General features: G+C 59.7%; 22 protein-coding genes. 12 read left to right on the top strand and 10 right to left on the bottom strand.

The features are described 5' to 3' along the window. Positions 1-145: 145 nt before the first annotated feature. On the top strand, positions 146-2,416 hold the full coding sequence (locus tag WG78_RS18835; RefSeq protein WP_053939388.1) for an arginine/lysine/ornithine decarboxylase: 2,271 nt from the start codon (positions 146-148) through the stop codon (positions 2,414-2,416). Between the two features lie 80 nt (positions 2,417-2,496). Here WG78_RS18835 and WG78_RS18830 read toward each other — a convergent pair whose 3' ends face one another. Then, complete coding sequence (locus WG78_RS18830; RefSeq protein WP_053939387.1) at positions 2,497-2,685, bottom strand: hypothetical protein; 189 nt, start codon at positions 2,683-2,685, stop codon at positions 2,497-2,499. Between the two features lie 318 nt (positions 2,686-3,003). On the opposite strand from WG78_RS18830, the gene WG78_RS18825 reads away from it, so the two are divergent. Further along, positions 3,004-4,557 (top strand): diguanylate cyclase domain-containing protein, encoded by a 1,554-nt coding sequence (locus tag WG78_RS18825; protein WP_053939386.1) that lies wholly within the window; start codon positions 3,004-3,006, stop codon positions 4,555-4,557. Beyond that, positions 4,554-6,164 (top strand): GGDEF domain-containing protein, encoded by a 1,611-nt coding sequence (locus WG78_RS18820; protein WP_053939385.1) that lies wholly within the window; start codon positions 4,554-4,556, stop codon positions 6,162-6,164. The genes WG78_RS18825 and WG78_RS18820 overlap by 4 nt, the downstream gene beginning before the upstream one ends. Positions 6,165-6,238: 74 nt before the next feature. Here the strand turns inward: WG78_RS18820 and WG78_RS18815 are convergent, their stop codons facing one another. Next, on the bottom strand, positions 6,239-7,117 hold the full coding sequence (locus tag WG78_RS18815) for an NAD(P)-dependent oxidoreductase (protein ID WP_053939384.1): 879 nt from the start codon (positions 7,115-7,117) through the stop codon (positions 6,239-6,241). Continuing rightward, positions 7,114-8,226: an NADH:flavin oxidoreductase/NADH oxidase gene (locus WG78_RS18810; RefSeq protein ID WP_053939383.1), complete on the bottom strand. Its 1,113-nt coding sequence runs from the start codon at positions 8,224-8,226 to the stop codon at positions 7,114-7,116. Before WG78_RS18810 ends, WG78_RS18815 begins: the two co-directional genes overlap by 4 nt. A 205-nt stretch (positions 8,227-8,431) precedes the next feature. Between WG78_RS18810 and rquA the strand changes: the two genes are divergently transcribed. The 4 genes from rquA (at position 8,432) to rarD (ending at position 13,031) form a co-directional block, all read left to right on the top strand. Continuing rightward, positions 8,432-9,196 carry a rhodoquinone biosynthesis methyltransferase RquA gene (gene rquA, locus WG78_RS18805; RefSeq protein WP_053939382.1) on the top strand — a complete coding sequence of 255 codons (765 nt, stop codon included), beginning with the start codon at positions 8,432-8,434 and terminating at the stop codon, positions 9,194-9,196. Between the two features lie 304 nt (positions 9,197-9,500). Beyond that, positions 9,501-11,417 carry a DEAD/DEAH box helicase gene (locus WG78_RS18800; protein WP_053939381.1) on the top strand — a complete coding sequence of 639 codons (1,917 nt, stop codon included), beginning with the start codon at positions 9,501-9,503 and terminating at the stop codon, positions 11,415-11,417. A 113-nt stretch (positions 11,418-11,530) separates the two neighbouring features. Beyond that, on the top strand, positions 11,531-12,022 hold the full coding sequence (locus WG78_RS18795; RefSeq protein WP_053939380.1) for an SRPBCC family protein: 492 nt from the start codon (positions 11,531-11,533) through the stop codon (positions 12,020-12,022). A 124-nt stretch (positions 12,023-12,146) separates the two neighbouring features. Next, a complete protein-coding gene (rarD, locus tag WG78_RS18790) occupies positions 12,147-13,031 on the top strand; it encodes an EamA family transporter RarD (RefSeq protein ID WP_053939379.1) in 885 nt (294 codons plus the stop codon). A 38-nt stretch (positions 13,032-13,069) separates the two neighbouring features. On the opposite strand, the gene hisC is transcribed toward rarD, so the two are convergent. The 7 genes from hisC to gyrA form a co-directional block, all read right to left on the bottom strand. Next, entirely contained in the window at positions 13,070-14,176 is a 1,107-nt protein-coding gene (gene hisC / locus WG78_RS18785) for a histidinol-phosphate transaminase (protein WP_053939378.1), read from the bottom strand. A 51-nt stretch (positions 14,177-14,227) separates the two neighbouring features. Next, positions 14,228-14,815, bottom strand: a complete 588-nt coding sequence (locus WG78_RS18780) for an LOG family protein (protein WP_053939377.1) — start codon at positions 14,813-14,815, stop codon at positions 14,228-14,230. An 18-nt stretch (positions 14,816-14,833) separates the two neighbouring features. Next, positions 14,834-15,907: a prephenate dehydratase gene (pheA, locus tag WG78_RS18775; protein ID WP_053939376.1), complete on the bottom strand. Its 1,074-nt coding sequence runs from the start codon at positions 15,905-15,907 to the stop codon at positions 14,834-14,836. 45 nt (positions 15,908-15,952) lie between these two features. Continuing rightward, on the bottom strand, positions 15,953-17,047 hold the full coding sequence (gene serC, locus WG78_RS18770; protein WP_053939390.1) for a 3-phosphoserine/phosphohydroxythreonine transaminase: 1,095 nt from the start codon (positions 17,045-17,047) through the stop codon (positions 15,953-15,955). Positions 17,048-17,120: 73 nt separating this feature from the next. Beyond that, positions 17,121-17,543: a PaaI family thioesterase gene (locus WG78_RS18765; protein ID WP_053939375.1), complete on the bottom strand. Its 423-nt coding sequence runs from the start codon at positions 17,541-17,543 to the stop codon at positions 17,121-17,123. After that, on the bottom strand, positions 17,540-18,007 hold the full coding sequence (locus WG78_RS18760) for a PaaI family thioesterase (RefSeq protein WP_053939374.1): 468 nt from the start codon (positions 18,005-18,007) through the stop codon (positions 17,540-17,542). Before WG78_RS18760 ends, WG78_RS18765 begins: the two co-directional genes overlap by 4 nt. A gap of 21 nt (positions 18,008-18,028) precedes the next feature. Then, on the bottom strand, positions 18,029-20,704 hold the full coding sequence (gyrA, locus tag WG78_RS18755; protein WP_083459381.1) for a DNA gyrase subunit A: 2,676 nt from the start codon (positions 20,702-20,704) through the stop codon (positions 18,029-18,031). Between the two features lie 303 nt (positions 20,705-21,007). Between gyrA and WG78_RS18750 the strand changes: the two genes are divergently transcribed. The 5 genes from WG78_RS18750 to WG78_RS18730 all read left to right on the top strand — a co-directional run bounded on the left by WG78_RS18750 (position 21,008) and on the right by WG78_RS18730 (position 25,769). After that, entirely contained in the window at positions 21,008-21,706 is a 699-nt protein-coding gene (locus tag WG78_RS18750; protein WP_053939373.1) for an OmpA family protein, read from the top strand. A gap of 108 nt (positions 21,707-21,814) precedes the next feature. Further along, on the top strand, positions 21,815-22,429 hold the full coding sequence (lolA, locus tag WG78_RS18745) for an outer membrane lipoprotein periplasmic chaperone LolA (protein ID WP_053939372.1): 615 nt from the start codon (positions 21,815-21,817) through the stop codon (positions 22,427-22,429). Continuing rightward, positions 22,413-23,732, top strand: a complete 1,320-nt coding sequence (locus WG78_RS18740; RefSeq protein WP_053939371.1) for a replication-associated recombination protein A — start codon at positions 22,413-22,415, stop codon at positions 23,730-23,732. Before lolA ends, WG78_RS18740 begins: the two co-directional genes overlap by 17 nt. Before the next feature lie 99 nt (positions 23,733-23,831). Then, complete coding sequence (gene serS / locus WG78_RS18735) at positions 23,832-25,118, top strand: serine--tRNA ligase (protein ID WP_053939370.1); 1,287 nt, start codon at positions 23,832-23,834, stop codon at positions 25,116-25,118. Positions 25,119-25,331: 213 nt separating this feature from the next. Beyond that, positions 25,332-25,769 (top strand): NfeD family protein, encoded by a 438-nt coding sequence (locus WG78_RS18730; RefSeq protein ID WP_053939369.1) that lies wholly within the window; start codon positions 25,332-25,334, stop codon positions 25,767-25,769. Positions 25,770-25,782: the final 13 nt, after the last annotated feature.

Here is a 25,782-nt window from a genome sequence, read left to right as displayed (position 1 = left end):
CAGAGCCCCAAGCCGCCGTCCACCGCCATGCGGAGGATGGGTCTTGTGCCTACACCCAAGGCACACGGCCCTAGCGCCCATTTTTTAGTTGCGCCTATAAGCCTCGTGCCCGAAGCGCTAATGTTTTTTACAGAAGGACATTGGCATGCGTTTTTATTTTCCCCTCGTTATCATCGATGAAGATTTCCGCTCGGAAAACACCAGCGGATCCGGTATTCGCGAACTTGCCGCGGCCATTGAGGCCGAGGGCATGGATGTCATCGGCTACACCAGCTATGGCGATCTGACTTCGTTCGCGCAGCAACAAAGCCGTGCGGCCGGTTTTATCCTGTCGATCGATGATGAGGAATTCGGCGGCGGCAGCGCCGAAGAAACGCAACACGCGCTGACCAGTCTGCGCCATTTTGTTGAAGAAATTCGTCGTCGCAACCCGGATATCCCGATCTACCTGTATGGCGAAACCCGCACCGCCCGCCACATCCCCAACGATGTGCTGCGCGAACTGCACGGGTTTATTCATATGCACGAAGACACGCCCGAATTTGTGGCGCGTCACATCATCCGCGAAGCGCGTTCCTATCTGGATACGCTGGCCCCGCCGTTCTTCCGCGCACTTACGCATTACGCACAAGACGGTTCGTACAGCTGGCACTGCCCGGGGCACTCCGGTGGCGTCGCGTTTCTGAAGTCGCCGGTGGGCCAGATGTTCCACCAGTTCTTTGGCGAAAACATGCTGCGCGCCGACGTGTGTAACGCCGTCGACGAACTGGGCCAGTTGCTGGATCACACCGGCCCGGTGGCTGCATCAGAACGCAATGCCGCGCGCATTTTCAATGCCGACCATTTGTTCTTTGTCACCAACGGCACGTCCACATCCAACAAGATTGTGTGGAACAGCACCGTGGCGCCCGGCGATATCGTCGTGGTCGACCGCAACTGCCACAAGTCCATCCTGCACGCCATCATGATGACCGGCGCAGTGCCGGTGTTCCTGATGCCCACGCGCAACCACTACGGCATCATCGGGCCGATTCCGCGCAGCGAATTCGAGCCGGAAAACATCCGTCGCAAAATGCTGGCCAACCCGTTCTGCCGCGAAAAGCTCGAAGCCGATCCGGATGTCAAACCGCGCGTACTGACCATTACGCAGTCCACCTACGACGGCATCATGTACAACGTCGAAGAGATCAAGGGCTTGCTCGATGGCAAGATCGAAACGCTGCACTTTGACGAAGCATGGCTGCCGCACGCTGCCTTCCATGATTTCTATGGCGATTACCACGCCATTGGCGAAGGCCGTCCGCGTTGCAAAGAGTCGATGATTTTCTCCACCCAATCCACGCACAAACTGCTGGCGGGCTTGAGCCAGGCGTCGCAGATTCTGGTGCAGGATGCGCAAGAGAACCAACTCGACCGCGACATCTTCAACGAAGCCTATCTGATGCATACCTCCACCAGCCCGCAGTACGCGATTATCGCCAGCTGCGATGTGGCGGCTGCGATGATGGAAGCGCCAGGCGGCACCGCGCTGGTAGAAGAATCGTTGTCTGAAGCACTCGACTTCCGCCGCGCCATGCGCAAGGTGGATGAAGAGTACGGTGATTCGTGGTGGTTCAAGGTGTGGGGCCCAGCCGATCTGACCGACGAAGGCCTCGATCATCGCGATGCATGGATGCTCAAAGCCGGCGAAGAATGGCATGGTTTCGGCGACGTGGCCGAAGGCTTCAACATGCTGGACCCGATCAAGGCCACCATCATCACCCCGGGCCTGAACATGGCCGGCGACTTTGCCGAGACCGGCATCCCCGCCTCGATCGTGTCGAAATATCTGGCCGAGCATGGCGTGGTGATCGAGAAAACCGGCCTGTATTCGTTCTTTATCCTGTTCACCATCGGAATTACCAAAGGCCGCTGGAACACGCTGCTGACCGCGCTGCAACAGTTCAAGGACGACTACGACAAGAACGCGCCGCTGTGGCGCATCCTGCCGGAATTCGTGCAGCAGTTTCCGCAATACGAACGCATCGGCCTGCGCGACCTGTGCCAGCAAATCCACGGCATCTACAAGGCTCGCGATGTGGCGCGCCTGACCACCGAGATGTATCTGTCCGATCTGGTGCCCGCACTGAAACCGGCCAAGGCCTTTGCCAAGATGGCGCATCGCGAAATCGAACGCGTGCCGCTGGACGAACTGGAAGGCCGTATCACCGCGGTGATGCTGACGCCGTATCCGCCGGGCATTCCCTTGCTGATTCCGGGCGAGGTGTTTAACCACACCATCGTGCAATACCTGAAGTTTGCCCGTGAATTCAACAATAACTTCCCCGGCTTCGAGACCTACATCCACGGTCTGGTCGCCGTCAAGGAAGGCAACACTACCGCCTACTTTGTCGATTGCGTCGCCAATCTCGACTAAGTAACCATGCGGCGCTGCCGCCCAAACAAAAACCGCCACCGGGCAACCGGATGGCGGTTTTTTTTGCGCGATAACCGCGCTTATTTTTCGGTGTCGTCGGAAGGCGCGATGTTTTGCTGGATCAGTCGTTCGACCAGCGATTTGCCCTTGGGGCGATCTTTATTGCCCGAAGAGTCTTTGCCAAAACGGTCCGGCGAACCCTTCTTGCGAATGTCTTCTTTGATCTTGATGGCGGCCAGACGCTGCAGATCGTAATGATTGATAGGCACGGCGGCTCCTGCTGGGGTGTTTCGAAAGGCGCGAGTATACATGTAACCCGTCTGCCTGCCGGTTTTGTCCCGCCCGGCGCGCACTGTCTATCTGGTCAAAACGGATACGCGCATTTTCTTACCGATTTACTTACAAAGCGCAATACAGAACCAAAATAGTGCATAGACGGGCCCGCGCTTATTTAAAAGCGAGGCTTATCCTTACTAAAAATGCGGGATATGGCAGGAAAACGACAAGCGGACTGTCTAGATGAGCAAGCAAGCAAATTCTAATATAGACTGGCTCGTCGCCCCCAACCTTGCACAAGTACGCCCCCCGTGAAGACTGTCAATGTTCCCGCACTGCTCGAAACCGCCCATACCAAGGTGGATTGCGATGCGCTGCTGGCCCTTAAACTGGCCCGCCAGGCGCGGCGCGCCTGTGGCCCGGCGGCAGTCGAAACCGTGGCGCAGTCATGGGAGATTGAAGCGCGCGCGCAGTGGTCGCTAATGCATTTTCGCCAAGGCGCCACCGCGGCACGGCGCGGGCTTAAATTGTGCGACCGACTGCCCGAATTACGCGCCCGCGTATTGTGGATATTGGCGGAGTGCCAGCGCGCCCAAGGCCGCTATGGCGTGGCACTGGACACCTGGATGGCGACATTGGAATTAAGTATGTTAAGCCGCCAGCCCAATCTGTCCGCCCTCGCCTATCTGGGTATCGGCAACTACTACCAGATTATCGAAGAGCCGCAGCGCGCGCTGACGCTGCGCCGGCAAGCCTATGATTTTGCTTGCCAAAGCGGGCAACCGGCCATTATTGCGCAATGCGCCATCACACTCGCAGGCGACTACACGCGCCAGCGGCTGGTGCGCCAGGCGCAACCGTTGCTGCATGCGGCACAAGATTTGATTTCGGCCGAAGAAAACCCGACCTGGGTCGCCGAAATCCATTATTACAACGGCCTGATCGAGGCGCAGAACGGCAATAGCGCCCGCGCCACGCGCGAATTACAAGAAGCACTGCGCACAGCAGCCGGTGGCGCGCCGTGGGTGCAAGTGCAGTGCCTTAACGAACTGGCCCGCCTGCATCGCCACGCGCGCCAGTTTGATGACGCCGTCGCCTGTCTTAACGAAGCCATCGCCGCCGCGCAGATGTTCGACACCGGCTATTTGCTGCAATCCCTGTATCTGTCGCTTTGTGCTGCCGAAGAAGCGCGCGGCAACTTTGCTGAGGCGCTGGCTGCGCACGAGGCTTATCACGATGCGCGGCTGCGTTACCTCGGCAGCCTCGATGATCCAGGCAGCCGTCCTTCGCATCGCCGCCTGGCGCAACTGGAACTCCGCCTGGAAGTCATCCAGGCACGCAAAGAAACTGACCGCTTGCTGGAACGTCATGCCTCCAATGCGCAGCGCGTGGCCACGCAAGCGCGCCAGACCTTGCGCAGCGAACTGGCTTTGATCGACCGCGGCGGGCTGGAACAAGAATTGTCGCGCCTCGACGGCCAAACGGTAACGCTGCTGAATGTGCGGCTGGAAAACCTCAACGCCATCAGCGAGCGTTATTCGTTCGCCACCGGCGACCAGATGCTGGCGGATCTGGGCCGCGCCCTGGCCACGTTTACGCTGCGCCACGCGTGGTTTGCCGCACGTTATTCCACGGCCAGCTTTGTGCTGATCGTGCCGGGCGAGCAGCTCGATAGCGTGGTCAAGCCGTTGCTACAGGCGCTGGAAGCGCTGATTGCCACCATGCAAACCGAACCGCAGCCCCGCATCGTGCTGCGCGCCTGCCGCGTGCACGATCACCGCACCGCGTTTCGCAGCGTGCTCAAGGCGCCGCCGCTGGCGCACTTGCCGCGCAACGCATTCGACACCATGGATATCCTGCCATGAGCCTCGAACAAACCAGTTTGCTGGATGCCGAACTCGATCGCGTGCGCCTGTTTTTGAAATCAGCGCCCGACGAAGCGCGCCGCGCGGCGTTGGATATTGCCGAAGAAGCCAGCGTATTGCGCGCCCGCAAAACCCTGACGCGCGCGCAGCTGTACCACGCGCTGGCGCTGAGCTGGGAAGGCGAAGACGCTGCCACCGGCATGCTGGAAAAAGCCATTGACCTGGCGCGCCGCCAACGCTTGATCGCCGATTTGCCGATGGCGCTGGACCGCGCCGCCGACCTGGCGCTGATGCATGGTCATTTTGATATGGCGATGCGGCACTGGGTGGAATGCCTGGAATACGCCATGCAGACGCAGGACACCGCCATGTGCGTATGCGGCCATCTGGGTGTCGGCAAGATCTATTACGCGCTCGAAGATTACGAACAAGCCAAAACGCATCATTTGCGCTCAGCCGGTTACGGCTTGGCGTTTTACGACCCCACCATCTACAGCGCAATTTATCTGTGCCTGGCCACCGATTATCTGCGGCTGGGGCAAGTGCCCAGCGCCTTTGTGGCGCTGAAGATTGCGCATGATGCGCTGCCCGAAGTACATGGGTTTGAAACCTGGCACGTGGAGCTTTCGGTGTATTACGCCGAGGCCCACGCGGCATCAGGCCATGCCGCGGAAGCACAGCGCTGGCTGAGCCAGGCACTGGCGTTATCGCACGATGCCGGCCCACTGTTCCGCTGGTCCCGCGCCCTGGCTTTGCTGGCGCATGGCACGTTTCTGGCGCGCAATAGCGATGCTGAAGACGCCATCGTCTCGTTGCACGAGGCGCTCGAATTTGCCAATGCCGTCAATGCGTCGTGGCAAGTGCTGCAAGCGCATCGCCTGCTGTATCAGTTGTACAAAGACAGTGCGCAACACGAGCTGGCACTGAACCACCATCGTTCGCTACACCAATGCCAGATCACGCTGCAGCAACGCGCGCGCGAACAGCGATTGCAGCGCGTCACGCAACGGCGTCTGCACAAGCTGGAACAGCGCATGGAGCTGGAACAGGCGCGCCACGAAAACCACCATCTGATGGCGCGCGTGCAAACGCACGAGCAGACCATCCAGAACCTGGCCAGCGCCGCGCAAACCGATCCGCTGACCGGGGCGTGGAACCGGCGCGCGCTGGAAGACCGGCTGCAGGCGCTGCACGCCGAAGCGCGAGGTTTGCAGCAGGCCATGGCGGTGCTGATGATTGACCTCGATCACTTCAAGGACATCAACGACCGCTTTACCCATCTGGTGGGCGACAAGGTATTGCAACAGGTGGTCAAACTGATCGGCCAGACCTGCCGCAACAATGAATTCATCGCGCGCTATGGTGGCGAAGAATTCACCTTGTTATTGCCGGGCGCGACGTTGGAAGCCGCCAGCCATGTCGCCGAACGCGTGCGGCATGCGGTGGCCGACTATGACTGGAGCACGCTGGATGCGGCTTTGCAGGTCACGGTGAGCATCGGCGCAGCGGCATTGCGCACGGACGAGCCACATCAAGCCTTGCTGGCCCGCGCGGATATGGCGCTGTATGCCGCCAAGCGCGCCGGACGTAACCGCATTAATTCCTGAGCCCGGCAATCCGACGTAAAAACGGGGCAGATTAACCCTCTGCCCCGTTTTTTATGAGCACCCACTCCGCCGCGTTACAGCCCGGCGTTGGTGGCGGACACGCTGGCAATGGCCGACCAGTCGGCATCACCCAGGCCCAAAGCCTGCGCTTGCACAAACTTGTCACGCACCACGCTGGCAAACGGCAGCGGCACATTCAGCGCTTCGGCCGCCTGCAACACCAGCCGGTTGTCTTTCGCGCCCAAGGGCAAGGCAAATGCGGCCGGACGATATTGGCCCTGCGCGATCAAATTGCCGTAGGTGTGATACACCGGCGCGTTAAACAACGTGCTGGTTAACACCTCGATTAGCCTGGCCGGATCAACACCGGCTTTCTGCGCCAGCGCAGCACCCTCACCCAAGCCTTCGATCACCGCGCTGATCAGAAAATTGCCGATCAGCTTGATCAAGGCGGCCTGCTGCGGCTGGGTGCCCACTTCAAACAGCTTCTGCCCGATGGCTTCGAGCGCGGGGCGGACTTTTTCGATGGCTTGCGCATCACCAGCCGCCACCACCGTCAATTTGCCCGCTGCCGCCACATCGGGCCGCCCGAACACCGGCGCAGCGACCAGCGCCACGCCCGCGGCTTCGTGGCCAAGCGCCAGCTGCTCAACCAGCGCCGAGCTTACCGTGCTCATCGAGACATGCACCGCGCCTGCGGCCAGACCCGCCAGCAAACCGTCGTCGCCCTGCGTTATGCCGAGCAATGCGGCGTCATCAGCCACCATGCTCAATACGGCCTCAGCGCCCAATGCAGCCTCGCGCGGGGTGGCAGCCCAATGCGCACCTTGCTCCAGCAACGCTTCGGCCTTGCCTGGGCTGCGGTTATGCACGGTCACGTCATGCCCGGCCTTTAACAGGTTGGCGGCGATGCCCGCGCCCATCTGGCCCAATCCGATCAATGCGAGCTTCATGCGGCGTCCCCTTGCTGGGTAAACGGCTTGCGCGCGACCGCGCCCTTGGGGGCAGCACGCAGATACTGGGCGGGCCAATGCGGCGTCTGATGCAGCGCAGTGGCGGCATGCACGGGCCAGTACGGATCGCGCAGCGATTCACGCGCAATCAACACCAGATCGGCCTGGCCATTGCGCACAATCTGATCGGCCTGCATCGGGTCGGTGATCATGCCCACCGCACCGGTGGGCACGTCGACTTCCCGGCGCACGCGTTCGGCAAACGGCACTTGATAGCCTGCACCGACAGGGATTTGCGGTGCGGGAATCGAACCGCCGCTGGACACATCAATCAGATCGGCGCCCGCGTCCTTCAGCCAGCGCGCCACGGTAACGGTTTCGTCGGCGGTCCAGCCACCTTCGGCCCAATCGGTCGCCGATACGCGCACCAGCAAGGGCAGTTCGGCGGGCCATGCGGCGCGCGCGGCCCGGGTTACTTCAAGCAGCAAACGTGCCCGGTTTTCCAGGCTGCCACCGTATTGGTCGGTGCGTTGATTGGACAGCGGCGACAAGAACTGATGCAGCAGATAACCATGCGCAGCATGGATTTCAATTACATCAAAGCCGGCGGTGTGGGCGCGTTGAGTAGCGGCGACAAAGTCGGCTACCACTTTGTCGATGCCCGCCTGGTCCAGCGCTTGCGGCTGCGGATACTCCGGCGAAAACGGTACGGCAGACGGCGCCACTACGTCCCAACCGCCCTCGGCCTTACTGACCGCGCCATTGCCTGCCCACGGCGCAAACGTGCTGGCTTTGCGGCCCGCGTGCGCCAGTTGCACGCCCGCGGCGCTGCCTTGTTCATGCATAAAATCAACGATGCGCTTGAGCGCGACCGTTTGCGTGTCATTCCACAAGCCCAGATCAGCCGGGCTGATGCGGCCTTCCGGGCTGACCGCAGTGGCCTCCAGAATGACCAGGCCCGCACCGCCTACCGCACGGCTGCCCAGATGCACCAGGTGCCAGTCGGTGGCCACGCCGTCCACCGCCGAGTATTCGCACATCGGCGAAATCACCACGCGGTTGGGCAGCGTTACGCCGCGTAATTGAAAAGGAGAAAAAAGATGAGACATCGGGCAGGTACTCCGCAATCAGGTTGAATGACAGCAAAAATCCGGGCGCGGGCCGGTTTAGACCGATCGGTCGCGTCAACGAGGCAGATGGAGCCGCACCGCGCCGCTGCAAGGGCTTTTTTCAGCAAAATTTGGTGCAGCGCAATAACGGATGATTCTGATCGCTGCATGCTGTTGTCTTTCTTTGTAGAGGCTACGCAGCATCATGACTACTCCTCCGCCACTCGAAACCATCGCGCCGCACGATCTGCAACTGGACCCCACTCACCCCACACCTGACCTCGAACCCGACCATCATGGTGTGCCGGATTACATGCTTGAGGTGTATGACTGGGCCTATGTCAATTCGCGCAATGTGCGCTGGCTGGACCGCAATCTGGTGGTGCGCACCTTGCTGTTCGGGCAGGATCAACGTCTGATGCGGTCTTACCTGGAGCGGCTTCAGCCCGGCATGCGCGTGTGGCAAGTGGCGCATGTATATGGCGATCTGGTGCAACGGGCGGCGCGGCGCGTGGGCCACAGCGGCGCATTTCATCTCACCGACGTGACCCCTGCCCAAGTACGGCATGCGCGCGCCAAACTGGAGTCCATGCCTTGGGCCAACGTCTGGCAATCCGACGCCGCCCGGTTTGCCGGAGTGGGACATTACGATGTGATCTGCAGCTTCTTTCTGTTGCATGAAGTGCCGGAAGACAAAAAGTTTGAAGTGGTAAACAGCATGCTCAACCAGTTGCAGCCCGGCGCCGAAGCGGTGTTTGTCGATTATCACAAGCCCGCGTGGTGGCAACCGATCGGCTGGCTGCTGCGCGGCGTAAACGCGTGGCTGGAGCCGTTTGCCCATGCCTTGTGGCGGCGCGAAATCTACAGCTATGCGCATACGCCGCAATTGTTCCATTGGCACAAGCGCACCTTTTTTGGCGGCGTTTACCAATGCGTGGTAGCCACTCGGCTGCCGCAAACCGGCGTGTAATGTCATCCAGCTGACAGGTGATTCCGGCAAAACACTCGACGGGTGGGTTGGCATGCGTATAATGTGCCCGGCGTGGTCGCAAACTGGCGCCGTACCCCTCAGGCAGCCAATACCGGGTGTGCAACCAGCATGCAGGTTTTCTGAAAGCGCGAACTGTCGACGCCGGCAGTTGCCTTAAAGCCAAATAAACCGAACCACGCTGAGCGTACCAGTCGTCGCCGTTCTCACCTGACAATTCTCTGTATCCGCTCTGGACTGGGCCGCGCACGCGGCGTGGGCCGATACACGCTCTGGAGTTATTTGCATGACCTTTTCCGCTTTAGGACTCGCGGATGAACTCGTTCGCGCCGTAACCGAACTGGGTTACACCGAACCGACCCCCATTCAAGCCCAAGCGATCCCGGCCATACTGGCTGGTGACGACATCATGGCCGGTGCACAAACCGGCACCGGCAAGACCGCCGGCTTTACCCTGCCCATCCTGCAATTACTCAGCGCCAATCCCATCACGGTAAAACGTGGCGAAAAAGCCCCGATCCGTGCGCTGGTACTCACCCCCACCCGTGAACTCGCCGCACAAGTCGAAGAAAGCGTGCGTGATTACGGTAAATACACCGAACACAAATCGCACTGCATTTTTGGTGGTGTGAGCATCAACCCGCAGATTAAGGCGCTGAAAGGCCGCGTGGATATCCTCGTGGCTACACCGGGCCGTTTACTTGATCATGCGCAGCAGGGCACGGTGGATCTGTCCACTATCGAAATTCTGGTGCTGGACGAAGCCGACCGCATGCTGGACATGGGCTTTATCCACGACATCAAAAAAGTGCTGGCGCTGCTGCCGAAAAAACGCCAGAACCTGCTGTTCTCGGCCACCTATTCGGATGAAATCAAACAGCTGGCGGACACGCTGCTCAACCAGCCAGTGTTGATCGAAGTGGCGCGTCGCAATGCCACTGTCGAAGCCATCACGCAGAAAGTGGTGCTGGTGGATCGCGAAAAGAAACGCCAGTTGCTGGCGCATCTGATCAAGCAAAACAACTGGTTTCAGGTGCTGGTGTTTACCCGCACCAAGCATGGCGCCAACCGCCTGGCTGAACAGTTGTCGAAAGAAGAAATTCCCGCGCTGGCCATCCATGGCAACAAGAGCCAGTCAGCCCGTACCCGCGCGCTGAGCGAATTCAAATCCGGCACGCTGCAGGTGCTGGTGGCCACTGATATCGCCGCGCGCGGTATCGATATCGAAGAACTGCCGCACGTCATCAACTTTGAGCTGCCGATGGTGGCCGAAGATTACGTCCACCGCATTGGCCGTACCGGCCGCGCGGGGGCGGAAGGCGAAGCGGTTTCGCTGGTTTGCATCGACGAAATGCGCCTGCTGTCGGATATCGAAAAGCTGACCAAGCGCAGCCTGACCCGCGAAATCGTGCCGGGCTTTGAGCCCGATCCGAATGCCAAAGCCGAGCCGATTGAACAAGGTCGCCGTGGCCGCCAACAGCAAGGCCAGGGTCGTGGTCAGGGCCGTGGCGAACAACAGGCCCGCAGCGGTGGCGGCGGCCGTGGTCAACGTGGCGGCCAGCCGCGTCGTGATCGCGCAGAAGCCAGCGCCGACGGCGAGACCGCGGTGGTGGGCGAAGAAGGCCAACAGCCGCGTCGTCCGCGTCAACCGCGCGCAGAAGGTCAGCCGCGCGGCGAGGGCCGCAGCAATGGTCAGCCACGTCAAAACCGTGGTGCCAAGACCGGCGACGGCCAACCGCGTCAAGCACGTGGCGAAGACGGCCAGGCGCGTGCACCGCGTGGCGAAGGCCGTGGTGATGGTCAGCCGCGCCAACCGCGTGCGGAAGGCCAGGCGCGTGGCGACGGTCAACCGCGCGCGCCGCGTGGCGAAGGCCAGGCGCGTGGTGATGGTCAAGCGCGTCAGGGTCGCAATGGCGGCCAGGGCGGCCAGGGCGGCCAAGGCCGTGCGCAAGGCCAGGGCGCGGCCAATGGTCAACCGCGTCAGGGCCGTGGTGGTCAGGGTGCTGGCACCGGTCAGCCGCGCAGCAATGGCGGTGCACGTAGCGGCGGCAATGGCAATGGCAACAGCAGCGCCGCACCGAAAGTGGATGCTTCGTTGCGTGAAGCGATTCGCCGTGGCGATGCCCAGCCGCTGAGCAACGAAAACACGCCGGTTTCGACGTGGTTTGATCAACCGCGCCGCACCCACGGCCGTCATCGTTAAGCCGATGTAATGTCGCAAAAAACGGGGCCATTACGGCCCTGTTTTTGTTTGCCGGATTGGGTTAGCGCGTTTTGCCCCGATCTAGTCAGCCATGTTGAACAGGAGTCACCGCTTTGATCTTTGAACATCTGGTCGAAATCAACGACCCCAACAACCCGATGCTGACCACGTTAACGCCAGCGCAAGTGTGGCGCGGCCTGATGTGGCGCGCTGAAAAGCCGCAAGATTTTCAGGAAGACATTACCGAACTCGAAATCATCGAGCAGGGTGATGATTTTCTGGTGCGCGAATTCGCACTGGGCAAGCTTAATATCCGTGACCACATTGAATGGGATACCGGCCGCGAAATCATCTATGACACGCAGCCCAACGATCAGCATGGCGGCGGCGTACTGACCATGCGACTGGAACAACCCGAGCCGCTACATCTGTTTGTACGGTTTATCTACCGCACCAGCCTGCCCGAAACCGCCACGCCGGGCTCAGAAGCGGCTGAAGACGCGTACTACGCCTCGTACGTTAAATCTGCGTATCAGGAAGCCGATATCGACACCGTGCGCCGCATTCGCGAACTGGCGGCTGCCGGTTTGCTCGGCAAAGACTGAGCGCCTGCGCGGTTACTCCCGCTTCGCGTAATCCGTAAAACCGACGCGCGTAATTACGCCGTCTATGCATTGCCAGGGCTGCCAGGTATCATCGGCGGCCCTGTTTCATTCCCCGGTATCCATCATGCAAACCGGCGTTGCTTTTGCCGCCCTCGCCTATCTGTTGTGGGGCTTGCTGCCGATTTATCTGAAAACGCTGCAAGGCGTCTCACCTGCCGAAGTGTTGATGTGCCGCATCGCCTGGTCATTGGTGTTTCTGGCGCTGATCCTGGCCATGCGCAAACACTGGCGCTGGCTGCGGCCCGCATTGCGCCAGCCGGGCCTGATGCCACGCATTGCCTGCACCGCGCTGTTTTTATCCGCCAACTGGTTTATCTATATCTGGGCCGTCGCCAATAACCGGGTGATCGATGCCAGCCTCGGATATTTCATTACGCCCTTGGTAAACGTGTTGCTGGGCGTGCTGGTGCTGCGCGAACGGCTGCGTGCCGGGCAATGGCTGGCCGTCGCAATCGCTGCAACGGGCGTGGTCTGGTTAACATGGCAAGCGGGCACGCTGCCATGGATTTCTCTCGGCCTGGCCTGCACCTTTGGCATCTACGGTTTACTGCGCAAAACCAATCCCGTTGGCGCGCTGGAAGGGCTGACACTGGAAACGCTGGTGCTGTTTCCGTTTGCGCTGATCTGGCTACTGGTATTGGCACTGCAAGGGCACAGCATGATGGTGAATGCGCCGGTGTCGCTGCAGGCTTTGCTGGTGCTGGCCGGGCCGGTCACGGCGGTGCCTTTGCTGCTGTTCGCGTTGGGGGCGAAGCGCATTCCGCTCAGCACGCTGGGCCTGCTGCAATATGTGGCACCCACCGTGCAATTCATCCTTGGCGCCTGGCTGTGGCACGAGCCTTTTGATCAGCAACGGCTTCTCGGCTTTGCCGTGATCTGGTTAGCGCTGGCGGTGTACACGGCCGACAACCTGCGTCAGGCAAAAAAAAATCGGGCCGCGACCGCGTAATGCGGTGACGACCCGACGGGGCGGCAATCCGGTGCGGATCAGTCGCCCAACGCTTCTTCCAGCGCCGCAATAAAGCGCGCGTTTTCTTCCGGCAAGCCTATGGAAACACGTAGGCTGTCTTTAAGACCATAGCCCGCAATCGGCCGCACAATCACGCCCTTGTTCAGCAGAAACTGGTTCAGCGCCGCCGCATCGCCGCAATGGAAAGTAATGAAATTGCCGTAGCTGGGGATAAACGCCAGGCCCAAGCGCACAAATGCTTCGCTAAGCTGCTTCATGCCCGCTTCGTTAACGCGGCGCGATTCTTCCAGAAACTCGACATCATCCAGCGCCGCACACGCCGCAGCCTGCGCCAGGCTGTTGACGTTAAACGGCTGGCGCACGCGATTGAGAATATCGGCCACTTCAGGGCTGGTGAGCGCAAATCCCACGCGCAGACCGGCCAGGCCATATGCCTTCGAGAACGTACGCACCACAATCAGATTGGGAAAGCGCTTGACCCAGGCCAGTGTGTCGGTGCGCTTTTCGACCGGCAGAAACTCGGTATATGCCTCATCCAGCACCACGATCACGTTGGGCGGGCACGCTTCAAGGAATTCGATCAGGTCGCCCGGGCGCACATAAGTACCGGTCGGATTATTGGGGTTGGCAATCCACACCACTTTGGTATCGGGCGCAATGGCGGCCAACATAGCGGGCAGATCGTGACCATATTCAACGGCCTTGACCGCGATATGACGCGCGCCAGCCGCCTGTACCGCCAGCGGGTAGCAGGCAAAGCTGTATTGCGAATACACCGACGAATCCTGCGTGGTCAAAAACGCGTGCGACACCAGTTCGAGAACATCGTTGGAGCCGTTGCCCAAAACGATTTGGTCGAGGCCCACGTTGAATTTCTGCGCGATCTTCGCCTTCAGATCAAAGCCACCGCCATCGGGATAACGCGCCAGATCGGCCAGCGCCTGTTCGATCGCCGCCTTGGCTTTCGGGCTTAAGCCCAATGGGTTTTCATTGGACGCCAGCTTGACGATATCGGCCTCGGCAATGCCGGTTTCGCGCGCCAGTTCGCTGATTGGCTTGCCGGTTTGATAAGGCGCAATGGCGCGAATGTATTCAGGGGCGAGTTCACGCAAAGACGTAGACATACTTGTTTCCAGTGCTGATGGTTGTGGTTGCGGGCGTCAGGCCGGCAACGCTCAGGTCTTGTTGACCAGATCGGCCTTTTCCCAACGGCCAGGCAAGGCGGGGGTGGCGGCCAGTTTGTCGAGGATGGCTGCGGGCGTATCGGCAAATTGCAGCTTGCTGAATTCACCCGCGCGTACAAACCCTTCGGTGACGGTGGTGCCCAGAAACTGGCGCAAACCATCGTAATATCCGGCCGTATTGAGGATACCCACTGGCTTGCCATGCAGGCCGATTTGCGACCAGGTCAAGATTTCAAACAATTCATCAAACGTGCCGAAACCACCAGGCAGCGCGATAAAGGCATCGGCCAGTTGCGCCATGCGCGCCTTGCGCGTGTGCATCGAATCGACTTCGATCAGCTCGGTGCATTCGCGCAACGCCAGTTCGCGCTCGCTCATAAAGCTGGGGATGACGCCGACCACATTGCCACCCGCATGCAAGGCGGCCAACGCCACCTCGCCCATCAAACCGACGCGGCCGCCCCCGTAAATCAGCGTTAGACCGCGTTGCGCCAACTGGGTACCCAGCGCATGCGCGGCTTCGGCGTACTGCGGTTTTTCTCCATGGCGCGAACCACAAAACACAACGACTGATTTCATGACTGCTCCAACTCGACCTCAGATCACCGCTTGCGGGTAGGAACCCAGCACTTTGACGAATGCGGCAACGCCACGCAGTTCGTCCAGCGCCGCCAAGACATTGGGCTCGCTGGCATGACCTTCGATGTCGACAAAAAATACGTATTCCCACAAGCCAGTGCGGCTGGGGCGCGATTCAAACTTGCTCATCGACACGCCATTGCGCGCCAACGGTTCCACCAGCGAATGCAGCGCGCCGGGGCGATTGGGCGCGGAGATTACCAGCGAAGTGCGGTCCTTGCCCGATGGCCCGGTTTGCTGGCGGCCCAACACCAGAAAACGCGTGGTGTTGTTCGGTTCGTCTTCGATGTTTTCGGCCAGGCGCTGCAGCGAGAAGCGCTCGGCCGCCGCATCTCCGGCAATCGCGGCGCTATTGGGTTCGCGGGCGGCCAGGCGGGCGGCTTCGGCATTGCTCGACACCGAAATGCGCTCAACGCCCGAAGGCAGATTCTTGTTCAGCCATTCATGGCATTGCGACAGGCTCTGCGCATGCGAATACACGCGCAGAATGCCTGCCACACCGGGCTGACTACGCAGCAAATGGTGATGAATACGCAGCACCACTTCGCCGCAAATATGCAGCGGCGACGTCACCATCAGATCGAGCGTGCGGCCCACCGCGCCCTCGGTCGAGTTCTCCACCGGCGCCACCACATAATCGGCCGAACCGCTTTCTACCACGCGGAATGCCTCATCAATCGACGCGCAAGCTTGCGTATGCGCGGCGTGGCCAAAATGCTTGATCGACGCGGCCTGGCTAAATGTGCCTTCCGGGCCCAGATAGGCGATGGTCAGCGGACGTTCCAGCGCCAGACACGCCGACATCACTTCCCGAAACAGCTTGGCGGCGGTCTCATCCGACAGCGGGCCCTGGTTAAGCTGCTTGATGCGCGCCAGCACTTGCGCCTCGCGCTCGGGGCGATACACCACGCCGCCGCCCTTGATTTCACCAATGGTGCGGGCGTGCTCGGCGCGTTGGTTCAGCATCTTCAACATCTCGGCATCGATCGCGTCGATTGCGTCGCGATGCGCCTTCAGCAAGTCATCCGACATGCCTTCTCCAGTCATTCAGTTTGATCGGGACTAATGCGCGCTGGCTTAATGCGAGCGGGCAAATTCGCGCATGTATTCGGCCAGCGTCTTCACGCCTTCGAACGGCATGGCATTGTAAATCGAAGCGCGCATGCCGCCGACGGCGCGATGGCCTTTCAGTTGCAACAAACCGCGCGCTTGCGCGCCTTCGAGGAATGCTTCGTTAAGTGCGTCGTCATGCAGAAAGAACGGCACGTTCATGCGCGAGCGGAACGCCTTTTCAACCGGGCAACGGTAGAAATCATTCGATGCCGAAATGGTTTCATACAGCAGTGCGGCTTTCTCGATATTGCGTGCTTCCATCGCGGCTACCCCGCCGTTGGCCAACAGCCATTTGAACACCAGGCCGGCCACATAGATGCCAAACGTGGGCGGCGTGTTGTACAGCGAATCGGCGGCGGCATGCACCTGGTAGTCCAGCATGGTCGGCGTGCCCGGACGGGCGTGCCCCAGCAGGTCTTCACGAACAATGGCCAGCGTCAGGCCCGACGGGCCGATGTTCTTTTGCGCGCCCGCGTAAATCACGCCAAATTTTGCGATATCGAGCGGACGGCTAAGAATGTTGGATGACATATCGCACACCAGCGGGATGTCTTTGCCCTCAAATGTGCTGGCTGGCACAAACGGAAATTCAACACCGCCGATGGTTTCGTTGCTGCAGTAATGCAGATACGCCGCGTTGGCCGAACGCTTCCAGCTGGCTTCGTCCGGCACATAGGTACTGCCGCGGTCTTCATTGCTGGTGACGACGTTGACGTTGGCGTAACGGCGCGCTTCCTTGATGGCGATGCGCGACCAGTGCCCGGTGTCAACGTAATCGGCGGTATCGCCCTCTTTCGACAGATTGAGCGGCACCATGCCAAAGTTGAAATGCGCGCCGCCCTGCAAAAACAGCACGCGATAGTTGGCCGGCACATTCAGCAGCTTGCGCAGATCGGCTTCGGCTTCATGGATGATCTGGGTAAATTCTTTGCCGCGATGGCTCATTTCCATGACGCACATGCCGGAGCCGTGCCAGTCGGTCAATTCGGCCTGCACGGTCTGCAGAACTTCACGCGGCAAAACCGCGGGGCCGGAGCTGAAGTTATAGATCTGGGACATGATCATCCTTGCTGGTTACGCAGTGGAAAACGCGGCCGCCGCAGCGGCGCACGATGTGTCGGGTGCGTGGCCTTCAGGCCAGCAGAAAGTGCGCGCGGGCTTGCGCCACCGGGCGGGCCGCGTCGTCTTGCCACGCGGTCATCAGGACATTGGCGATGCGTTTGCCCTGGCGCACGATATCGCAGCGGCAAAACAGGTCTTGCGGTTTGCCACTGCGCAAATAATCTATCGAAAAATCAATCACTCGCGGAATGCCTTCGGCCTCACGCGCCCACATCAGATGTAACACGGCGGCATTTTCCAGAAACCCGCCGATCACGCCGCCATGCAAGGCAGGCAGCAAGGTATTGCCGATATTGTGTTCGGCGTAGGGCAGAAAAAACATCGGCTGGCCGGCCTCGTCGCGCACCTGCATACCCAATAACGAGGCATACGGAATCGCCGCGATGGCGCAGGCCAGGTCTTCAATCGTGTGGACCGGATGTAATGTGCTCATGCGGCCACCTTGCCTTTCGGGTCCATGCCGCGCGCGAAAGTGGCCACACTGTGCGCCACCGGCTTCTGAGGATCATCCTGATACGCCGTCGCCCGCGTGAACGCCACATTGTCGGTCAGGCGGTAGCACTCGGCCATACAGTACAGGGATGCATCCGGCCGGGCCGGGCGCAGGTAGTCGATGCGCAGATCAAGCGTGGCCAGGGGTTCCGGTCCGCCCAGCAACGTATATATAGCAGTGCCGCTGCAGGTATCGATCAGCGAGGTGACCACGCCACCGTGGATCACACGGGTATCGGGATTGCCAATCAGCTTGTCGTTGAAAGGCAGTTCGAGCGTGGCGCGACCGCGCTCGGCACTGGCAAAACGCATACCGAGCGCACGGCAATGCGGCAACGCCATGAACCACTGCTGCAACTGCTCAAAAAACACCGGGTTTTCTACAGGCAACCAAAGGCTGTTCATGCGTGCCGCTCTCCGTGATTTTTATACTTCGTCTTGCGGGCCTTCAGCGTCGCTGGCGTCATCGGCGGCCGGGGCATCCGCATCCGGCGTTGCCGCTGCCTCGCTACCGCCTTCCTCGCCCTCTACGCCTTCGATGCCTTCTTCGTCGTCGTCACCGGTTTCAACCACTTTTTCAAGCCCGGACAATGCTTCGCCGTCATCCAGGTTGATCAAACGCACGCCTTGCGCGGCGCGGCCGGTTTCGCGAATCTCGGCCACCTTGGTACGGATCAGCACGCCACCCGTGGTAATCAGCATCACGTCATCGCTATCGGTAACCAACGTGGCGGCCACCAGCTTGCCGTTACGCTCGCCGGTATCGATGGCGATCACGCCTTGCGTGCCACGGCTGGTCAGACGATATTCGCCCACCGGCGTGCGCTTGCCGTAACCCTTCTCGGTGGCGGCCAGCACCTGTTGCGCGTCGTCATTGGCCACCAGCAACGAAATCACTTTCTGGCCTTCGCCCAACATCATGCCGCGTACGCCACCGGCCGCACGGCCCATCGGGCGCACGTCGGTTTCGGTAAAGCGTACCGACTTGCCACCATCGGAGAACAACATCACCTGGTCATTGCCCGACGTGAGCGCCACGCCAATCAGGTTGTTACCTTCGTCCAGATTGATCGCGATAATGCCGCGCTTCATCGGACGCGAGAAATCGGTCAGCGAGGTCTTTTTGACCGTGCCATCTGCAGTGGCCATAAAGACATACTGGTCTTCACGGAATTCCTTCACCGGCAGAATCGCGTTGATCTTCTCGCCGTCTTCCAGCGGCAGCAGATTGTTGATCGGCTTGCCGCGGCTGTTACGGCCGCCTTGCGGTACTTCGTACACTTTCAGCCAGTAAACCCGACCGCGTGAGGAGAAGCTTAAGATGTAATCGTGGGTGTTCGCTACGAACAGATTGTCGATGAAATCGTCTTCTTTTGTAGCTGCCGCCTGCTTGCCACGGCCGCCACGGCGCTGCGCACGATATTCCTCGGTGGAGGTCGCTTTCATATAACCGCTGTGCGTCAGCGTCACCACCATGTCTTGCGGCGTGATCAGATCTTCCAGGCACAGGTCTTCGGCGTGCGTGATGATTTCGGATTTACGCGCATCGCCAAAGTTGGTTTTGACTTCAACCAGTTCGTTTTCGATGATCTGCGTAACCCGTGCCGGCTTGGCCAGGATGTCCAGCAGATCCAGAATACGTTCCATTACTTCTTTGTATTCAGCGACGATCTTGTCCTGCTCAAGGCCGGTCAGGCGTTGCAGGCGCAATTCCAGAATGGCTTGCGCTTGCGCATCGGACAAACGATAGCCGTCGGCGGTCATGCCGAATTCTTCGCCCAGGCCATCGGGGCGCGAGGCGCCGATGTCGGTGCGCGCCAGCATGTCTTCCACCAGCGCCGAACGCCACAGGCGATCCATCAAGCCAGTCTTGGCTTCGGCCGGCGTCGGCGCGGCCTTGATCAGCTCGATGATTTCGTCGACGTTGGACAGCGCAACGGCCAGGCCTTCCAGAATATGGCCACGCTCACGCGCCTTGCGCAGTTCAAACACGGTGCGACGGGTAACCACTTCGCGACGATGTTTGAGGAAGCTTTCCAGTACTTGCTTAATGTTCAACAAACGCGGCTGGCCATCGACCAGCGCCACCATGTTGATACCAAAGCTGTCTTGCAGCTGGGTCTGCTTGTACAGATTGTTGAGCACCACCTCAGGCACTTCGCCGCGCTTCAGTTCGATCACCACGCGCATGCCCGACTTGTCGGATTCGTCGCGGATTTCGCTGATGCCTTCCAGGGTTTTTTCACGCACCAGCTCACCAATGCGCTCCAGCAGACGCGCCTTGTTCACCTGGTACGGCAGTTCGTCAACGATGATCGCCTGGCGATCGGCGCTGCGTGCGATGTCTTCGAAGTGAGTGCGGGCGCGCATCACCACGCGGCCGCGGCCGGTGCGATAGCCTTCGCGTACGCCATGCACGCCGTAGATGATGCCGGCGGTGGGGAAATCAGGCGCGGGGATGATGTCGATGATCTCGTCGACCGTGGTTTCCGGCGCATGCAACAAACGCAGGCTGGCGTCGATCACTTCATTCAGATTATGCGGCGGAATATTGGTGGCCATGCCCACCGCAATACCCGACGAACCATTAATCAACAAATTAGGAACGCGAGTCGGCAATACGCTGGGCTCGAGTTCTTTTTCGTCATAGTTGGGCGTGAAATCGACGGTCTCTTTATCGATATCGGCTAAGAGTTCCGCTGACAACTTTTCCAGACGGCATTCGGTATATCGATAGGCCGCCGCCATGTCACCATCAATCGAACCAAAGTTGCCTTGCCCGTCAATCAGCGTGTAGCGCAGCGAGAAGTCCTGGGCCATACGCACCAGCGCTTCATACGCGGCGGAGTCACCGTGCGGATGGTACTTACCCAGTACCTCACCGATCACGCGGGCGCATTTGACGTAGGGTCGGTTCCAGACGTTGTTGCTTTCATGCATCGCAAACAGGATGCGACGATGGACCGGTTTGAGGCCGTCGCGAACGTCCGGGAGGGCGCGACCTACGATGACGCTCATGGCGTAATCAAGATAGGACCGGCGCATTTCCTCTTCGAGGCTGACGGGTAATGTTTCTTTGGCAAAGCTAGGCTGTTCGGACATCTTCCTGGATTCGATCTGGCGTTGTGGCCCTTGCGGACCGGATCAGGTGGACAGCCTGCATAAGCAGGCCGTGACATGTGCGGGAGTTTAACATGCCGCGCCAGGTAGACCAATTTCAACGCGGAGTCGGCAAAAGTTCACAGTGTTTTTATTTGCCTGCGTTTAAGTTAAACCACTAAAATGCGCAAGGTGTTTGGAAAGAAGAACAACTTGACATCCAGGGTATGTTGGTTATACCCAATAACATCTGTACCACCATATAAATCATCTCAAACGAACGATATTCAACCAGGAGAAAAAACTATGCTGTCGCTCAAGCAAACGATGACGAGTCTCGCCGTAGTTGCGGCACTCGGTTTTTCCGCTTCCGCTTTCGCTGCAACTGATGCATACCTGACCAATGGCACCAACGTAAATGACGCCAACCCGGAAGGCGTTGTGAAGAATGGTATTGGCGAATGCTGGCAAACCGGCACGTGGTCCAAAGACAAAGCTGTGAAAGGTTGTGCAGGTTACGTTGAGCCTGTTGCCGCTCCGGCACCCGCTCCGGCCCCTGCCCCCGCTCCGGCTCCGGCTCCGGTCCCTGTTACCGTAACCAAGCACTTCACGCTGAAGGCTGACGTGCTGTTCGAATTCAACAAGTCCACCCTGAAGCCGCAAGGCAAGGACGCTCTGGACAAGCTGTACGAACAAGTCAAGGATCTGGATCCGAAGGAAGGCAAAGCTGTTGTGGTTGGCTACACCGACCGTATCGGCAGCGAGAAGTACAACTTCGACCTGGGCTATCGTCGCGCCAAGTCTGTTGCTGATTACCTGGTTAGCAAGGGTGCTCCGGCAGACAAGGTTGACGCTCAATCCAAGGGCAAGGCTGATCCGGTGACTGGCGATTCTTGCGCCAAGGTCAAGCCGCGTAAGAAACTGATCGAGTGTCTGGCTCCGGATCGCCGCGTTGAAATCGACGTGCAAGGCGTTCACGAAGTGACCCAGCCTGCCGCTCAGTAATTTGCGCTCGCAGCAAAAGCCCCGCCTGATGGTGGGGCTTTTTCTTTTTGTAGAACGCAATCGTTGTACGCCGGTCTTTGTTTACAAGACCCTCACCAGAAGATCGATATGACCCGAACATTGATTTCCGCGGCGGCGCTGGTTTTTGCCGGCGTTGCTGCATTTGCCCAAGCGGATGCCACCGCCGACCTCAAGCAGTTTTTATCCAGCACGCATTCGCTGCAGGCCCAGTTCAACCAGACCGTCACCGGCAAAGGTAAGGCACAGAACAGCAGCGGCACCGTGGCGATCGCCATTCCGGGCAAGTTTCATTGGGAATATCAAAAGCCGTATCAGCAACTGATTGTGGGCGATGGCCAGCAAGTCTGGTTGTATGACCCCGACCTGAAACAAGCCACCGTCAAGGATATGGGCAATGCGCTGGAAAGCAGCCCTGCAGCCATACTTGCAGGCGACAGCGGCTGGGAAAGGAACTACACGCTGCGCACGCTGGCCGACAAAGACAATATGACCTGGCTGGAAGCTACACCCAAACGCGCCGACAGTAGCTTTGAAGTGGTGCGGCTGGGCTTTGCCAACGGCCAGATCGCGCAAATGGATCTGCTCGACAAATTTGGCCAGACCACGCAGATCCGCTTTAGCCAGATCACCCGCAATCCCAAGCTCGACGCCAGCTTGTTCCACTTTACCCCGCCCAAAGACGCCGATGTCGTCCACCAATGATCTGTTTACGCCCGACATGCCACACGAGCCGCTGGCCGAGCGCCTGCGGCCCGCGACGGTCGACGAAGTAGTCGGCCAGCGCCATTTACTGGCACCGGGCAAGCCGCTGGCCTTGGCGATTGCTTCGGGCGAGATGCATTCAATGATCCTGTGGGGCCCGCCGGGCGTGGGCAAAACCACGCTGGCGCGGCTGCTGGCCAATGCGTTTGACGCCGAGTTCATCTCGCTGTCAGCCGTGTTTTCAGGCGTCAAGGACATCCGCGCCGCCATGGACGAAGCCGACCGCAACCGCATGCGCGGCCGCCCTACGCTGTTGTTTGTGGACGAGGTGCACCGTTTTAACAAGGCGCAGCAAGACGCGTTTCTGCCGTTTGTGGAATCAGGCCTCGTCACATTTATTGGCGCCACCACCGAGAATCCCTCGTTTGAGGTCAACGCCGCCCTGTTGTCGCGTGCCCAGGTTTACGTACTGCAAGCGCTGGCTGATGACGATCTGCGCCAACTGGCTGGCCGCGCGTTAAGCTGCTTTCCGCAACTTGCCGCCAGCGATGACGCCGTCAATACCTGGGTGGGTTATGCCGACGGCGACGCGCGCCGCATGCTTAACCTGATTGAGCAAAGCGCCAATGCCGCCCGCGCCAGCAACCGCACCGATATCGACGCCGCGTTTTTGCAAGATGCGCTGTCGCTCAATGCCCGCCGCTTTGATAAAGGTGGCGATGCCTTCTACGACCAGATTTCAGCGCTACATAAATCGGTGCGCGGCTCCAATCCGGACGCTGCCTTGTACTGGCTGACGCGCATGCTGGATGGCGGCGCAGACCCGCGCTATCTGGCGCGCCGACTGGTGCGCATGGCGTGGGAAGACATTGGCCTGGCCGATCCGCGTGCTGCGCGCATGACCCTGGACGCCGCCGATACTTACGAACGCCTGGGCAGCCCGGAAGGCGAACTGGCATTGGCGCAAGCGGTGATCTACCTCGCCATCGCACCCAAATCCAACGCTGGCTATATGGCGTATAACAATGCGCGCGCCCTGATCGGCAAAGACAAATCGCGGCCGGTGCCCGAGCATTTACGCAATGCGCCCACCAAGCTGATGAAGCAACTCGGCTACGGCAAGCTGTATCGCTACGCGCATGACGAGCCCGATGCTTACGCTGCCGGCGAGACTTATCTGCCCGAAGGCCTGGAGGGCACGCGGCTGTACGAGCCCACGCCACGCGGGCTGGAAGCTAAAATTGCCGAAAAGCTGCGCCATCTGGCTGAACTCGATGCCGCGTGGCGCGAGCAAAACGGGTAAAATCGTCCGACGCGCTGGCGCAAGCCGTCAGCGCCCGGGTGTGCTGCCACACCCCTTTCCAATCTCGATCACACTCTTACATTTAAACAGCGGCCAAACATGCTCGATATCAATCTGCTCCGCAACGACCTTGACCAGGTCGTCGCCCGCCTTGGCGCCCGTGGCTATCAGTTCGACGCGGCGACCTTTACCGCGCTCGAATCCGAACGCAAAACCCTGCAGACCCGCACGCAAGATCTGCAAGCCCAGCGCAACGCCAGTTCAAAGTCGATCGGCGCAGCCAAGCAACGCGGTGAAGATGTATCCGCCATCATGGCCCAAGTAGCCACGCTGGGCGATGAGCTCAAAGCCAACGAAACCGCGCTGGCCGCTTTGCAAGACAAGCTGAACGCCCTGCTGCTGTCCATCCCCAACCTGCCGCACCCGGATACGCCGGCCGGTAAGGATGACAAAGACAACGTGGAAGTGCGCCGCTGGGGCACGCCGCGCGCATTCGACTTTGACGCGAAAGACCACGTTGACGTCGGCGGCCCGCTGGGCCTCGATTTTGAAGGCGGCGCACGCCTGTCTGGCGCCCGTTTTACGCTGCTGCGCGGCCAGATTGCCCGCCTGCATCGTGCACTGGCGCAGTTCATGATCGACACGCACACCACGCAACACGGCTACACCGAAACTTACACGCCTTACATTGTCAATGCCGATGTTTTGTTTGGCACTGGCCAATTGCCGAAATTCGGCGAAGATATGTTCAAGGTAGAAAAAGGCGGTGATGAAAATAGCCCGGCGCAATATCTGATTTCGACTTCCGAAATTACGCTGACCAATACCGTGCGCGATAGCATTATCAAAGCCGAAGAATTGCCAATCAAACTGACTGCGCATTCGCCATGTTTCCGTTCGGAAGCAGGGTCTTATGGTAGAGATACACGCGGGATGATTCGCCAGCATCAATTCGATAAAGTTGAAATGGTGCGAATTGAACATCCTGATAATTCGTATGCCGCGCTGGAAGAATTGGTCGGCCATGCCGAAGCAATTCTGCAAAAACTGGAATTGCCCTATCGCGTGGTTAATTTGTGTACCGGCGACATGGGTTTCTCGGCCGCTAAAACCTATGATCTGGAAGTCTGGTTGCCCGCGCAAAATACTTATCGCGAGATTTCCAGCTGCTCTAATTGCGAGGCGTTTCAGGCGCGACGCATGCAAGCGCGTTTCCGCAATGAAAACGGCAAGCCCGAACTGCTGCATACGCTCAACGGCTCTGGCCTGGCGGTAGGTCGTACGCTGGTGGCGGTGCTGGAGAACTACCAGAACGCCGACGGCAGCGTCACTGTGCCGACGGCCCTGCGTCCATACATGGGTGGCGTTGAAAAACTGTCGATGTAATTGCGCGACGATCAAGCCATCCAGCTTGTTCATAAAAAGGCGTCCGCGGGCGCCTTTTTATTTGCGCAATCACGCCCACACCACGCCTCAAAAATACCGCCTGATGCTGCAACGCAACAGCTTATCTGCCGCTTCTTTGCGCTAACCCAAGCCGTGATCTATATCTCCAGCACACAATAAGAACCCTTGGCCAAGGCCAGAACAGGACACGGTATGTCGATCTTGATGATGTGGTTGGTGGCGGCACTGGTACTGGCCGGGCTGGAGCTGCTGAGCGGCACGCTATACCTCCTGGCAGTCGCCTGCGGGCTGGTGGTGGGGGCGCTGGCGTCGCTGCTGGTTTCAGTTCCCGCGCAGATTATTTGCGCCGCGCTGGCCGCAGTGATTGCCGTTGGCGTGCTGCATCAGTGGCGCGCCCGCCGCCAGATCGGCCGCATGCCCCCAGCGCCCATGCCCGGCCTCGACATCGGCCAGCGCGTCAGCATCGACAGCTGGACCGACCAGATCCACGCCCGGGTACGTTATCGCGGCACGCTGTGGGACGCAGAAGCCGCCCGCGGCGCGGTGCCCGATGCCAACGCCTGGTATATCGTGGCGCAGCGCGGCAATCTGCTGCTGATCGATATCCTGCCGCCCCCGCACCATTCGTAATCTGTTCCAAAAA

It is taken from the genome of Amantichitinum ursilacus, from assembly GCF_001294205.1.
GTDB lineage: Bacteria > Pseudomonadota > Gammaproteobacteria > Burkholderiales > Chitinibacteraceae > Amantichitinum > Amantichitinum ursilacus.
Note: the sequence above shows the minus strand (reverse complement) of the source record. Positions and strands in the feature narration are given on the sequence as shown.